This window comes from Acinetobacter sichuanensis (genome assembly GCF_003024515.2).
GTDB lineage: Bacteria > Pseudomonadota > Gammaproteobacteria > Pseudomonadales > Moraxellaceae > Acinetobacter > Acinetobacter sichuanensis.
On the sequence record NZ_PYIX02000009.1, the window covers coordinates 82,094 to 95,449 of the forward strand.

Sequence of the window (13,356 nt, forward strand, 5' to 3'; positions counted from 1 at the left end):
ATCCGATATATTGTCCATTTTTTAGACTAATTATTAGACTAATTAAAAGCTAATATCAAGACTATCCAAAGCAGATGAAATTAAATCTAAAGTACCTTTACCTAATTCTACTGCCAAGTCTAACACATCGATTGGATTTGCATGATTGATCAAATCAGTTGCGCTATTTGACTGAGTTTCTTCTTGTTGTACAAGTTCTGATGTTTCATCACTTGGTATTTCTGGAATTGACATCATTTTTACCTTTTGAGATATAACAATAAAGTATGTCACAGATAGACTACTGTAAATATTGCCGTAGCTTATTATAATTTTATATTGTTTTCTTTAAGATACAGTATTTTTATGCAATTGGTATGGTTTCGACAAGACTTAAGAATAACTGATCATGCAGCCCTTTGGCATGCTTCACAAACAGGAAAATGCGTTGCTTTAGTGATGATTTCCATAGCACAATGGCAACAACATGATGATGCAGCCTGTAAAATCTCACTTTATCTTAGGCAAATAGAAACCTTAAAAAGGCAGCTAGCACAACTGAATATTCCTTTAATCATTCAAGATGTTCCATTATGGCAAGATGTCCCTCAACAACTTTATACAGTCGTTCAAGATCTAAAAATTGAAAATGTATTTGCAAATATTGAATTGGGTGTAAATGAACAAAAACGGGATACTCAGGTCAATGCGCTGTTAAGTAAACATAATATTTTGCTTAATCTTTATCATGATCGAACCTTATTTCCTGTTGGTTCTATTTTAAATCAGTCTAATCAGCCTTATAAAGTTTTTGGTGCATTTAAAAAACGCTGTTATGAACTTTTAAGTATTCGAGTTCCAAGTTGTTACCCAACACCTGAACCACAACCCTCTATTACATTAGATGATTCACTTGATCTGGAAATCATAACTCAACATATAGCTGCTCTAGATCACAAAGATCTAGCAGACTCATGGTCTGTACGTGAAAACTATGCAGAATCGTTATTAGATGATTTTCTTGAACATAAATTAGCATATTATGCTGAGGAACGTGATTTTCCTAATCTAAACGCAACCAGTCAACTATCTGCTTATTTAAATATGGGCGCAATTTCAATACGTCAATGTATACATGGCTTATTTCGCGAACAACTTGGGAACTTTCACTTATCAGGTCATGGGCAACAAATATGGTTAGATGAATTATTATGGCGTGAATTTTATCAGCATATTTTATTTACTTTTCCTCATGTTTCTAAACATCAACCATTTAAAGAAAATACCAATAAAATAAAATGGTTAAATAATGATAACCATTTACAGGCTTGGCAACAAGGTCAAACAGGTATTCCTATTGTCGATGCAGGTATGCGTCAATTAAAAGCAACTGGTTGGATGCATAATCGAGTTCGCATGATTACTGCAATGTTTCTCACAAAAAATTTGCTTATTGATTGGAGAAAAGGTGAAAAATGGTTTATGCAGCATTTAATTGATGGGGATTTAGCAGCCAATAATGGTGGATGGCAATGGTGTGCATCTACAGGAACTGATGCTGTTCCTTATTTTCGAGTGTTTAACCCAACCACTCAATCACAAAAATTTGACCCTGAAGGTGAATATATTAAACGTTGGGTTCCTGAACTCGCGCATTTAGATGCAAAACAAATTCATGCACCTTTTGCTAAAAACCCTAATTTAGCCTTAAATTACCCTCATCCTCTTGTAGATTTAGGGCTTAGTCGTAAACGCGCAATTGAAGCCTTTAAACTCATTTAAATCAATCAAAAGCTAAAAAACATTCACTCGCTAAATGATTGAATGTTTTTTAGCATTATTTAATCAGTAACTTTGTGAGTAACACTAATAAAATAAAGCATTTCTCATTGATAAAAAATACAGCTTATTCATCCACAATATCTGCAAAATGTGCCGCTAAAACCTTCACTAAGTCATGTGGATTAACCCCGATATCTAAGCCTCGCTTCCCACCACTGACATAGATTGTATTTAATGCTTCCGCACTTGAACAAATAACTGTTTTTAATCGTTTCTTTTGCCCAACAGGGCTAATTCCACCCACCAAATATCCTGTTAAACGTTCTGCATCTTTTGGGTCTGCCATATGCAGTTTTTTTGCACCAAATGCGCTTGCTACTTTCTTTAAATTTAACTGATGACTTACAGGTAAAACAGCAACAAAATAGTTTTTATCATCTGTGACCATTAATGTCTTAAAAACTTCTTCAAGCTTTAAGCCTAATTTTTCTGCTGCCTCTAAACCAAAGCTTTTTGCATTAACATCATGTTCATATTCATGGATTGAGAATTCAATTTTATTTGATTTCAAAACTTTACATGCAGGAGTCATAAATTTAATTAAGATGGAGAGGATATGTAATTATATGTCATCTGTGGCTAGATGTTAAATAACTTAGGCTATTTAAATATCTACTGTTCATAATGTAAATTAAACAACTTTACTCGTCATATCGCCTTTTGTTTTAATGAGTTAAGTTGGGCACTTATATTCACACAATAACAATTTTGGTTTGAATTATGACTCAAATTGCACCACAACAAGATAATAATCAACAGACTTCAGTAACACCCTCATCTACTGGAGTTTCTAGCTATCTTGCTCGCTTTATTTCATTTTTCACACGACGTGGCGCGCGTTTATTAACAGGTGCTCGTAGCCTTTGGCTAGGTTGTGAACCTGAATTAAAGCAACGCATTTATTATGCAAATCATAATAGTCATATCGACTTTATTTTATTATGGTCTTCTTTGCCCACCGCTATTCGTCGCAAAACCAAGCCTGTTGCAGCTTCAGACTATTGGTTAAAAGATAGGTTTAGGCGTTTTCTCATTCAAAATACTTTTAATGGTGTCACAATTCGGCGCAATCGTGAAAATAATCAAGACCCTTTACAACCCATCAAAGATGCACTTGAACAAGGTTATTCTATTATTTTCTTTCCCGAAGGCACACGAAATCTCAATGATGATGTAGAACTATTACCGTTTAAAAGCGGTTTATATAATTTGCATGAACAATTTCCACATATTGAAATTGTACCTGTTTGGATTTCAAATCTTAGACGTGTCATGCCTAAAGGAGCATTTGTTCCACTCCCATTACTTTCAACAGTGTGTTTTGGTTGCCCTTTAGATCAGCATTTTGAAATGAATAAAAGCGAATTTTTGACCTATGCACAACAAGAATTACTTAAATTAAAAGAGGTTGAAAACCAATGACCTTGAACAATCTACAACAAACTTATCTTTTATTTGGCATTTTTGCATGTATTTTAGTTTTTGCATCAAGTGTTGGATTTATTTTAAAAAAACGTACAGGAGCAAATGCTTCACCTGTGATTGACAACCTGAATGCTCGAATCAATGCATGGTGGGTGATGTTGATTGTTATTGGTGCAGCGATTTTACTTGGTAAAACTGCATTTATCATCTTATTTGGTATCATTTCTTTATTTGCATTACGAGAGTTTATTAGCCTACTTCCAACTCGACGTGGTGATTATTTCCCGTTACTCATCGCTTTTTATTTTGTTATTCCCTATCAATACTATCTCATTTATACAGATTGGTACGGATTATATTCTATCTTTATACCACTTTATGTTTTCTTATTGATTCCTATTGCCAGTCTAAAACAAGAAGATACCACTCATTTTTTAGAACGAAGTTCAAAAATTCAATGGGGGCTGATGGTCAGCGTATTTTGTATTTCTCATGTTCCTGCGTTATTAAACTTAAAACTACCAGATTTTCAAGGTGAAAAAATTTGGCTCGCGATTTGGCTGATTATGGTGGTGCAAGCTTCAGATGTTTTACAATATGTTTGTGGAAAATTATTTGGAAAACATAAAGTTGCACCTGTTTTATCACCTTCAAAAACTGTAGAAGGTTTAGTTGGTGGCATTCTACTTGCGACGGGTTTAGGTGTATTAATGGCTTGGTTAACACCATTTACTTATTTACAGGCTGCTTTTATTGGACTTATTGTCTGTGTTTTTGGCTTCTTTGGCGGTTTAGTGATGTCTGCCATCAAACGAGATCGAGGTGTAAAAGATTGGGGGCAATTAATTCATGGTCATGGCGGCATGTTAGACCGTATTGATTCTATTTGTTTTTCTGCGCCCATTTTCTTTCACATTTTACGTTATTGGTGGAGCTAAAATAAAACGCTAAGATGAAAATGATCCAACACATACTCATCTTAGCGTGTATCACGCTTTATTGTTATTCTTGATTATTCGTATTCAATTGACTTAGACAATTTCTTGATTATTCACTTATTGTTCTGCCAACCAACTCATAAAACGCTGACGCTCTACTTTTGAGGCATTTTGCCATATTTGAATCATTTGCTGATCAGCCGTTGTACTATTTACAGATACCGCAGTCGATGTTGCACTCAACGGCATTGCTGTTTGGGATTTTGTATAAACAGGAGCAGGCTGATTACCCTCTTGTTTTTTCGTGGTTGTTAAATCAAAAACTCGACCAAAAAGCCCACCAGATAACCAAGGTTTAGCTTCATTATTTGCCCCAGTTTGCTGTACGATTAATTGATTATGAGCATCATACAAAGCCACTGTAGGTTGTTCTGCATATTTTTTTGCGGCTTCAAAACTTTGTGGTGCATCAACCAAACTTAATTTATAACTTTGCCCATCTTGTAAATTAGGCGCCTTAATTGTCACAACACCTGATTTTAAAATATCGTGTTCACTGTTTAAATGTTCAAAATATTGTTGGTAACGCACACTAATTGAGGCATTGCCTGCATCGACTTTATATTCATTTTTTTTTGTTCTAAAAATACCTGTATTTACTTCCTGATCATTTACTGCCAAGACAACAATTTCTTCAGGTGCAATAATCGTCACTGCCGCCAAAGCAGAATTACCAATCACTAAACCTAAACTCATGATACTTGCTGCAAACTTTAAACGCATAGGTATTTCTCAAATGTCAATAAACTGTAAAATTTAATGCACTATGCTCTGTCCTCATGACAATTTTATGACAATTATCATTTACAGTCATTTTTTAGACATAAACTATTGAAAATACTTAATTTTATAAATTAACCTATATCTTAAAAATTTGAAAATCAAACATTATTCATTTTTATTTTCTGGGATACTATTCCGATTAGAATGCTGAAAATTTTGCTGACCACAATAGCGACATCTTTTTCCACCCTGTCTACGCCACATTTCATAAATCACACCAGGGATAATCGCAAAACATAATAACAATAAAGTCAGCAAAATATTGCCACGAAAAGTAGGCACACTATAATGTCCACACGATAAGCATTTTTCTTTGTTTGACATATTTTTGAGTGATTTAAAATTTTTAGAAATACTAACTGATCCTGATTCACTCAATCAATTGCTACTCATAGCCTCTTGTTAAGATTTTCAGCCAAGTACTATTATTTTTATATCATAAAAAAAGAGTACCTTAGTACTCTTTCTCTTTTTCACATAAACTTTCAATTAGTTAAATGTTTTAAAACGCTCAGCATCATCCATAAATGGTTTTTCACCCGCAGGCGCTTCTACTGAACCAAAGACCAATTGAGCACGTAATTTCCAGTTGCTTGGAACATCAAAAGTTTGTGCAACTTCTTCGTCTACAATCGGATTATAATGCTGTAATGATGCACCTAAACCTGCTTCTGATAAAGCTGTCCATGTTGCAAATTGAGCAATACCCGTTGAGTGTTCAGACCAAATTGGGAAATTTTCTGCATAAAGTGCAAATTGTTCTTGAAGACTTTTTACAACGTCTTGATCTTCATAAAATAAAACTGTGCCATAACCTGCAATAAAGCTATTAATTTTATTGCTTGTACCTTCAAATGCTTCAGCAGGAACAATTTTTCGTAAAGTTTCTAAAACAATTGTCCAAAACTTAACATGTGAATCACCAAATAAAGTGACAGCACGTGAAGTTTGCGAGTTAAATGCTGATGGACTTTGTTTGATTGCTTCTTTAATTGTTTCTTCAATTTTTGCATTGTCTAAAGTTACATTTTTACCAATTGCATAAATTGTACGGCGTTGTTTAATTTGATCTAAAAATGACATTGTATTTTACCCTCAATATTGCTTTGACCATTTTGGTCGTGTTCTTAAGATAGAGTCAGTATATTGCATTTAAATGATAGGCGTCAGTGATATCTTTATGACATAATGTTGCATAAATAGAACGCCCAGCAGTAAAGATAAAAAATACACCTTTCAATTGAATTTGGTCTATTTGTATAAGCATGATTTTACTTCAATATTGAATGATCTCATCCTATTTGGTCTATTTCTTTCAGCCTTAAAATGTGTATTTTTACATTCAACCGAATGAATGAATAATTCTTTCTAAACTTATGAAAAAACAAGAAATGTTTCATCATCCTCTACACATATTTTTTCGTCAGCTGGACTTAAAATAGAACCAAAAGTCATCTGTGCTTTAAGCTGCCAGTGTTGTGATAAATTATATTTTTCAATCACTTGAGTATTAATAATGGGATTATAATGATGCAAAGCAGCACCTAAATCTAAACTTGCAAATAGCGCCCACACAGCAAACTGAACCATTCCTGAGCTTTGTTCAGACCAAATTTCAAACTCTTCTGCTTGTAAGGGTTTAAGTTTTTGTAATTTTTGAAGCACCTGTTGATCTTCAAAAAATAAGACTGTGCCATAAGTTGCACAGCATTGATCAATTTTTAGCGCCACACCTTCATACGCTTTTTCATGCATGTATTGGCGTTGAATATCTTTTACCATTGTCCAAAATTGTTCATGTGATTGTTGTAGTAAAATAACCACTCTTGCACTTTGACTATTCAGTACCGAAGGACAACATGAAACTGTTTCTTTAATTAACTGAATTAATTCATCCTTCTGATAAGGAACCTTTTTCCCTAAATGATATATGCTACGACGTTTCCGTAAATTTTCTAAAAATGGATATTCATCAGACACATTGTCTTTCTTTTTAAACAATAAATCTTTTGACAATTCCGTTGTCAAAACATGACCAATTTTAGATAAAATTGTCATTACACTTCCCCAAGAAATAAAAAAATAAAGGCATACATTTTGTAAGTATTTTATGGTTTTTATCTATTTTTATCAAAGTTTAATGTTTACTTTTATAGCAATAAATCATGTAAAAATAAAAAAACTCCACATAAATGCAGAGTTTTTTATGATTTAAATTAACGTGTTATTTATCAGTTTCAAATAAAGCTGCAACAAATGACTTCGCTGAGAATGGACGTAAGTCATCAATTTTCTCACCCACACCAATAAAACGAATAGGTACATGTGTACGACTTGCGATATTAAATAACACACCACCTTTGGCTGTACCGTCAAGTTTAGTGATCGTTAAACCTGTTAAGCCAACTGCTTCATCAAACATTTCAACTTGATTAATTGCATTTTGACCTGTACCTGCATCCACAACCAACATAACCTCATGAGGTGCAGTCGCATCAATTTTTTGCATCACACGTTTTACTTTGGTCAACTCTGTCATTAAGTTACTTTTATTATGCAAACGTCCTGCTGTATCTGCAATCAGTACATCAACACCTTTTGCACGTGCACTTTCAAAAGCATCAAAAATTACAGAAGCACTGTCAGCACCATGTCCTTGTGCAACCACTTGAATATTATTACGTTCACCCCAAATCTGAAGTTGTTCTGTTGCTGCTGCACGGAAAGTATCCCCTGCCGCCAACATTACTTTTTTACCTTCACCTTGTAAACGTTTAGCTAATTTACCAATTGTTGTGGTTTTCCCCACACCATTTACACCCACCACTAAAATCACAAATGGATTTTTATTTGGGTCAATATGTAATGGCTTAACGCGCGGTGCAAGCAAAGCCACCAATTCTTCTTGCAAAGCTTTATAAAGTGAATGTGAATAAATCAAATCACCACGTTCAGTACGCTCAGTTAAATTTGCAATAATCGTTTTAGTTGCTTCAACACCAATATCGGCAACCAATAATTGCTCTTCAACTTCTTCAAGTAGCTCATCATCAATTTCTTTGCCACCGATCAAGATATTGACCATACCATCAGCAAAGTTTTTACGAGATTTCGTTAAGCCTTCTTTCATGCGGCTAAAGAAGCCACCTTTTGCTTTTGTTTCTTCTTCTACAGCTTCTGCCACAACAGCAGTTGTCTCTGCTCGTTCTATTTTATTTTCAACAATAGGCACATTAACGGCAGGTAAACTAGGTAATGTGACATCGTCATCACCGATATCCGCATCAATCAAGAATTTATTTTGCTGTTCTTGCATGCCGAGTCCTTGAAAAGCATCGTATTAAAAAAGAAAGAGTTTAGCACAGATTGTCATTTTTATAAGAATTTAAGATGTTTTTAAGTTAGGGTTGTGCAGTTTAAAAGCTAGATGCTACAAATCAACCAAAATGCAACATTCTCATATTGATTTAAAACGTAATTTTTTGAAGAATATTGCTAAATACTTTTATATTTTCTTGGATAAGTAGTGATCAATATCAAAAAATTATGCTTGAATATTTTTTCACCACATTTATCTCAACGCTGTCTATTGAGTGGCTTTTTTCTAGTTGGATCGCCTATTCCAACAGTATTTGCAGAAACACAAAGCCAATTGGCACGTACAACTTTTGAAACGACATTAAATAATGGTCTCAAAGTCATTATTCGTGAAGATCACCGTGCTCCTATTGTGATGACACAAATTTGGTATGCTGTGGGGAGTAGCGACGAATCTGGAAATCTGTTAGGTATTTCGCATGTACTTGAACATATGATGTTTAAAGGCACACAGAAAGTCCCAGATGATGAGTTTACCCGTCTTAGCCGTATTTATGGTGGACGGATCAATGCAGCAACCTACACCAATTATACAAATTATTATCAACTCTATCCTAAAAAATACTTTCCTCTCGCTTTAGAACTCGAAGCTGATCGCATGCGAAATTTAGTTTTACGACAGCAAGATTTTGAACCTGAAATCAAAGTGGTGATGGAAGAAAGACGCCAACGCACTGATGATAATCCTCGAAATTTAGCATATGAACGCTTTAAATGGATTGCTTATCCCACCAGTCATTATCGTCAACCTGTGATTGGATTTATGAAAAATCTACACAATATTAAACTTGATGATCTAAAAAAATGGTATCAAACATGGTACACACCCAATAATGCAACTTTGGTGATCGTGGGTGATATCAATGCAGAACAAGCCTTAAAACAAGTACAAAAATATTTTGGTGCAATTGCGAAAAAAACCACACCTGACCGTAATGATGTACTTGAGTTTGATCGCTTAGGCTATCGTCATATGGAACTTGCGCTTCCTGTTCAAGTGCCAAATTTGTACATGGCTTGGAATGTGCGTTCTTTAGCAACTGCCAAAAACCCTCAAGATGCTTATGCGCTCACTATTATTCAATCTTTACTTGATGGAGGAATTTCTTCTCGTCTACAAGACCGCTTAGTTCGTGATAAAAAAATCTTAACTGCAATTAATGTCAGCTATGAACCCTATAATCGAGGTGATAGTTTATTTACTATTTCTGCTTTACCTTCAGAAAATGTCAGCTTAGAACAAGCACAAAGCGCAATTCAAAAAGAAATGGATTTATTTAAAACAGAATTGGTAAATCAAGCCGAACTAGAGCGTGTTAAAAACAATTTCGTTTCTAACTTAGTCTATAGTCAAGATGATATCGCAGGACAAGCGAATATGATCGGAAATTTAGAAGTTAACGGTTTAAGTTTCCGTCTGATTGATGAGTTACCACAACACTATGACAAAGTGACACCACAAGACTTACAGCGCATCGCTAATATTTACTTTGTTCGAGATAATCTAAGTACCTTGTACTTAAGCCCTGAGTCCAAAGATAAACCCTAAGCCCATTCAGGAGTTTTAAGTGCCAAATTTAAAATTATTGCTTTTAATCAGTACACTTTTATGTTCAAGCTATAGCATAGCCGAATTTAGTGCAGAAGATGCCACAGAAGCAGAACCATTACCTACCGACACACCTTTAAAATCTCTCAATGTATTGGAAAGTTTAAAAAATTTAGATCAACAAAAAAATTATCAAGCGCCATTTGTCCAAGAATTAAATAATGCACAAAAAGTCAGAACGCTTTTCGTTTCGACCCAAGATCTGCCCATTGTGGATATTCAACTGACTTTTAATGCAGGTTCTGCACAAGACGAAAATATTGCAAAAGGCATGTCGGGTTTAGCAAATATGGCAGCCAAACTGATGGCTGAAGGCACAGATCAATATACAGCCAAACAAATTGCCAGTACTTTTGAAGGATTAGGTGCTAAATTTAGCGTTAATGCTTATCGAGATATGTTTACAGTCCGTTTACGCGTACTTTCTGACCCTCAGAAACTAAACCCTGCAATCAATATGATGTTACATGTACTCAATCATGCGACATTTAATAATTCTGGTCTAAACTTAGTCCTCAATAATACCAAAATTGGACAAAAGCAAGTTCAAGAAAATCCTAGCCGTTTGATGGGCATTCGCTTTTATCGTGCTATTTATGGCAAACATCCTTATGCAGAGCCTAGTGTCGGCACCAATGCCAGCATTCAAAAAATCACACCAGAATTGCTAATTCAATTTAGAAATCAATTGCTAGTTGCACAGAATATGAATATTTCTATTACAGGCAATCTAAGCACAGAACAAGCCACTCAACTCAGCAGTTTATTCGCCAGTAGCATCCCTCAAGGCATAGCAGCACCCGAGCTTCCCGAACCCATCGACCAATCTGATTTTAATATTCAGTTTATCCCTTTTCAATCTAAACAAGCGAATATTATGATGGGGCATTTAGCAATTACACGCTCAGACCCCGATCGAGTCGCATTAGAAGTCGCCAATCAAATGTTTGGAGGAAGTGGATTTAATTCTATTTTAATGAAAGAGTTACGCGTAAAACGTGGTTATACTTATGGTGCTTATAGTACGTTATCCTCAACACAAGCAAAAGGCTTATTTAGTTTAAGTTATGGCACACAACAAGAACAAATGATGGAAAGTATCCGCGTTGCTCATCAAGCATTAATTGACTTTGTAAAACAACCGATTCAACGTAAACAGCTTGAAGAAACCAAAGAAGGAATGTTGCGTTCTTTTCCAATGTCATTTAGCAGTAATGCCAATATTAATGCACAATTAGCAGCGATTGGCTTCTATCATTTACCTTCAGATTACCTAACTCAATATCAACAACAACTCAGTAAAATGACAGCCAAACAGATTCAAGCCGCGCTTCAAAAACATATTCGTGCAGATCGGCTTACTTTTGTGATTGTTGCCGAACAGCTCGATAAAGAAGCATTGAAAAAAATGTTGAATCAAAATTTAGGCATTATCACACCTGAAATAGAATCAAACATCGCGAGTAAAAGCATGAAAAACGGTCAAAAAAGTGAAGAGTAATACAGTCTTAATCGCTTAAAAATTTGCCTATTGATTGTTATTCATCTTCAATCGCCATCGCTGGATATTCTTTAATACGCGCAGCTTCATAAGCATGTGCACGCATTAATCTAAAATATTGATGTGTAGAAATATAAGGTTGTGTTTGTAAATATTTTGCTAAATCTTGGGTACGAGGATATTGAGCTTGTAATGATAATTTACTCACTTGATGATATTTTTCAGGACTGATTGGACGAATCAGCGTGTAACCTGAAACAAGCAAAATAAAGACCACAACGATCATGATCCCCATTTTCAAAAAAGACTCTAAAGTCATGTGTGACTTTAATTGTAAAATTTGATTTTTTGATATGAGCATGTACTACCTCGAATGAATTCTTAGTGTAATCTTGAGGCAGTGAAAAATATAGTGTTTAGAGAAAAAGCATACAAATTTAAGGGTTATTAAACAACAATGTGCCTAATAACCCGATGGATTCATCAAAAATAGCTAAATTAAACATTTAGTTCAACATACTACGAATCACGGCAAAGTATAAAATTAATGCAATAATTGCTAAAACCAAAAATACTGCAAAAACACTCACTCCCCCTTCTGCATGAGCAGGATGTAAATCATCGTCATCGGCTAAGCGACGTAATTCCCCATCGTATATTCGATAAAAACCCATTTTTTGCAAAGGCTCTAGATTTCGTGTATAATCGTAAATACGCTTCCTTTGCGCTAAACAAAATTCTCCTAGATGTATTTCTTGGTGGAAAATTGCTTCGTCCAATTGTTTGCGGTGATACTGCGCGAGTGCAACTATTTGAGACTCAGCTGGAGGTACATCAAAATTAAAACCATCTATTGTGTTTATCATCTTTGTTCTCCCTTTTTTAGTCTTCCTCATATAGATTTTAATAAAAATCATGATTGATTAATGTTTAATCATGTAATCTTAAGTTATTCTATATTTCTCAAAAATAATAGTTGACAAGTTAAGTAAATTGTAATATTAGTTTAATACAGATAAGTTAGATTAGTTAGCAATGTAAATAAAAGACCTCATGGGAGGTCTTGTAAATGATCATAATTACAATAAGGAGTTATCTATGATTCATCAAATCTCTCAACATGACTTAGAACATGTGTATGCAAGTGCGGTAAATACAATTCATTCAGAAATGAATTTTATAGATGCAGTAAAACAACTTGAAGATGCAGCAAAAGCAGGTCATGGTAAAGCAGCAATGTTCTTAGCAGAACTTTATTATCAAGGTTTCCGTGTAGAACGCGATTCGTTAAAAGCACAATATTGGCAAAAGATGGCAACCATGCAAGCATAATACAACGTCACCTAGGTGGCGTTTTTTAATGCTTATTTTCATAATTATTTACGATTTAACACGAAGCTTTCATTTAAAGCATAGCTGAATCACTTACAATGATGGAGAATCAAATGCGATTGTTTATCATGAAAAAATTTATCCATCTTCAACCAATTTCCAAAGAACTGATCATCAAACTTTCGATTCTTAAATCTTTTATGTATTGCGGAGTTTTATGGGGTTTATATCATCAGGGTTGGGCAATGAAGACCGACAAAAATGATGTATTTTTTCCTTTTTGGTTAAATTCTTTGCAAGCTTATCAATACGCAAGCCTGCATTGGCCACAGTATACGCCACGCAAAATCACTCCAAAAGATTTTCAGGAAGCGCTACTACCAACACTTACCCGCTTAAATGTAAAACCTGCTTTATTTAATTCTTCAGGTCGTAAATTTAAACTGTCAACTTTACAAATGCACCAATTCTTCTTCAACAATTCACTACCATTCCACGCAATTTAAACC

Annotated in this window: 16 protein-coding genes; 7 read left to right on the plus strand and 9 right to left on the minus strand. The window is 34.6% G+C overall.

Features of this window, described 5'->3' with window-relative positions; all coding sequences use genetic code 11:
* Positions 1-42: 42 nt before the first annotated feature.
* On the minus strand, positions 43-234 hold the full coding sequence (locus tag C9E89_RS07965; protein ID WP_107007711.1) for a hypothetical protein: 192 nt from the start codon (positions 232-234) through the stop codon (positions 43-45).
* A gap of 111 nt (positions 235-345) precedes the next feature.
* Between C9E89_RS07965 and C9E89_RS07970 the strand changes: the two genes are divergently transcribed.
* Positions 346-1,761: a cryptochrome/photolyase family protein gene (locus C9E89_RS07970; RefSeq protein ID WP_107007712.1), complete on the plus strand. Its 1,416-nt coding sequence runs from the start codon at positions 346-348 to the stop codon at positions 1,759-1,761.
* Positions 1,762-1,885: 124 nt separating this feature from the next.
* On the opposite strand, the gene ybaK is transcribed toward C9E89_RS07970, so the two are convergent.
* Entirely contained in the window at positions 1,886-2,353 is a 468-nt protein-coding gene (ybaK, locus tag C9E89_RS07975; RefSeq protein ID WP_107007713.1) for a Cys-tRNA(Pro) deacylase, read from the minus strand.
* 188 nt (positions 2,354-2,541) lie between these two features.
* Between ybaK and C9E89_RS07980 the strand changes: the two genes are divergently transcribed.
* Both C9E89_RS07980 and C9E89_RS07985 read left to right on the plus strand, forming a co-directional pair.
* Positions 2,542-3,243: a lysophospholipid acyltransferase family protein gene (locus C9E89_RS07980; protein WP_107007714.1), complete on the plus strand. Its 702-nt coding sequence runs from the start codon at positions 2,542-2,544 to the stop codon at positions 3,241-3,243.
* Positions 3,240-4,184 carry a phosphatidate cytidylyltransferase gene (locus C9E89_RS07985; protein WP_107007715.1) on the plus strand — a complete coding sequence of 315 codons (945 nt, stop codon included), beginning with the start codon at positions 3,240-3,242 and terminating at the stop codon, positions 4,182-4,184. The genes C9E89_RS07980 and C9E89_RS07985 overlap by 4 nt, the downstream gene beginning before the upstream one ends.
* Positions 4,185-4,301: 117 nt before the next feature.
* On the opposite strand, the gene C9E89_RS07990 is transcribed toward C9E89_RS07985, so the two are convergent.
* The 5 genes from C9E89_RS07990 to ftsY all read right to left on the minus strand — a co-directional run bounded on the left by C9E89_RS07990 (position 4,302) and on the right by ftsY (position 8,343).
* Complete coding sequence (locus C9E89_RS07990) at positions 4,302-4,967, minus strand: DUF2057 family protein (protein WP_107007716.1); 666 nt, start codon at positions 4,965-4,967, stop codon at positions 4,302-4,304.
* 165 nt (positions 4,968-5,132) lie between these two features.
* Positions 5,133-5,309 (minus strand): hypothetical protein, encoded by a 177-nt coding sequence (locus C9E89_RS23260; protein WP_171405097.1) that lies wholly within the window; start codon positions 5,307-5,309, stop codon positions 5,133-5,135.
* A 207-nt stretch (positions 5,310-5,516) separates the two neighbouring features.
* Positions 5,517-6,110 (minus strand): nitroreductase family protein, encoded by a 594-nt coding sequence (locus C9E89_RS07995; RefSeq protein WP_107007718.1) that lies wholly within the window; start codon positions 6,108-6,110, stop codon positions 5,517-5,519.
* 291 nt (positions 6,111-6,401) lie between these two features.
* A complete protein-coding gene (locus C9E89_RS08000; protein ID WP_107007719.1) occupies positions 6,402-7,085 on the minus strand; it encodes a nitroreductase family protein in 684 nt (227 codons plus the stop codon).
* A 166-nt stretch (positions 7,086-7,251) separates the two neighbouring features.
* A complete protein-coding gene (ftsY, locus tag C9E89_RS08005) occupies positions 7,252-8,343 on the minus strand; it encodes a signal recognition particle-docking protein FtsY (RefSeq protein WP_107007720.1) in 1,092 nt (363 codons plus the stop codon).
* Positions 8,344-8,616: 273 nt separating this feature from the next.
* Between ftsY and C9E89_RS08010 the strand changes: the two genes are divergently transcribed.
* The gene (locus C9E89_RS08010) at positions 8,617-9,954 is read left to right on the plus strand and encodes a M16 family metallopeptidase (protein ID WP_107007744.1); all 1,338 of its coding nucleotides are present in this window, start codon (positions 8,617-8,619) and stop codon (positions 9,952-9,954) included.
* A 19-nt stretch (positions 9,955-9,973) separates the two neighbouring features.
* A complete protein-coding gene (locus C9E89_RS08015; RefSeq protein ID WP_107007721.1) occupies positions 9,974-11,515 on the plus strand; it encodes a M16 family metallopeptidase in 1,542 nt (513 codons plus the stop codon).
* A 37-nt stretch (positions 11,516-11,552) separates the two neighbouring features.
* Here the strand turns inward: C9E89_RS08015 and C9E89_RS08020 are convergent, their stop codons facing one another.
* Both C9E89_RS08020 and C9E89_RS08025 read right to left on the minus strand, forming a co-directional pair.
* Entirely contained in the window at positions 11,553-11,876 is a 324-nt protein-coding gene (locus C9E89_RS08020; protein WP_107007722.1) for a hypothetical protein, read from the minus strand.
* A 145-nt stretch (positions 11,877-12,021) separates the two neighbouring features.
* The gene (locus C9E89_RS08025) at positions 12,022-12,381 is read right to left on the minus strand and encodes a hypothetical protein (RefSeq protein ID WP_107007723.1); all 360 of its coding nucleotides are present in this window, start codon (positions 12,379-12,381) and stop codon (positions 12,022-12,024) included.
* Between the two features lie 232 nt (positions 12,382-12,613).
* Between C9E89_RS08025 and C9E89_RS08030 the strand changes: the two genes are divergently transcribed.
* Both C9E89_RS08030 and C9E89_RS08035 read left to right on the plus strand, forming a co-directional pair.
* Complete coding sequence (locus C9E89_RS08030; RefSeq protein ID WP_107007724.1) at positions 12,614-12,847, plus strand: hypothetical protein; 234 nt, start codon at positions 12,614-12,616, stop codon at positions 12,845-12,847.
* 128 nt (positions 12,848-12,975) lie between these two features.
* Complete coding sequence (locus C9E89_RS08035) at positions 12,976-13,353, plus strand: DUF2750 domain-containing protein (protein WP_107007745.1); 378 nt, start codon at positions 12,976-12,978, stop codon at positions 13,351-13,353.
* The last annotated feature ends 3 nt before the right edge of the window (positions 13,354-13,356 follow it).

Coding starts and splice junctions, on each gene's coding strand:
- C9E89_RS08030 (WP_107007724.1), top strand. CDS start 12,614: ATGATTCATCAAATCTCTCAACATGACTTAGAACATGTGTATGCAAGT.
- C9E89_RS07980 (WP_107007714.1), top strand. CDS start 2,542: ATGACTCAAATTGCACCACAACAAGATAATAATCAACAGACTTCAGTA.
- C9E89_RS08035 (WP_107007745.1), top strand. CDS start 12,976: ATGAAAAAATTTATCCATCTTCAACCAATTTCCAAAGAACTGATCATC.
- C9E89_RS07965 (WP_107007711.1), bottom strand. CDS start 234: ATGTCAATTCCAGAAATACCAAGTGATGAAACATCAGAACTTGTACAA.
- ftsY (WP_107007720.1), bottom strand. CDS start 8,343: ATGCAAGAACAGCAAAATAAATTCTTGATTGATGCGGATATCGGTGAT.
- C9E89_RS07985 (WP_107007715.1), top strand. CDS start 3,240: ATGACCTTGAACAATCTACAACAAACTTATCTTTTATTTGGCATTTTT.
- C9E89_RS08020 (WP_107007722.1), bottom strand. CDS start 11,876: ATGCTCATATCAAAAAATCAAATTTTACAATTAAAGTCACACATGACT.
- ybaK (WP_107007713.1), bottom strand. CDS start 2,353: ATGACTCCTGCATGTAAAGTTTTGAAATCAAATAAAATTGAATTCTCA.
- C9E89_RS07995 (WP_107007718.1), bottom strand. CDS start 6,110: ATGTCATTTTTAGATCAAATTAAACAACGCCGTACAATTTATGCAATT.
- C9E89_RS07970 (WP_107007712.1), top strand. CDS start 346: ATGCAATTGGTATGGTTTCGACAAGACTTAAGAATAACTGATCATGCA.
- C9E89_RS08000 (WP_107007719.1), bottom strand. CDS start 7,085: ATGACAATTTTATCTAAAATTGGTCATGTTTTGACAACGGAATTGTCA.
- C9E89_RS07990 (WP_107007716.1), bottom strand. CDS start 4,967: ATGCGTTTAAAGTTTGCAGCAAGTATCATGAGTTTAGGTTTAGTGATT.
- C9E89_RS08025 (WP_107007723.1), bottom strand. CDS start 12,381: ATGATAAACACAATAGATGGTTTTAATTTTGATGTACCTCCAGCTGAG.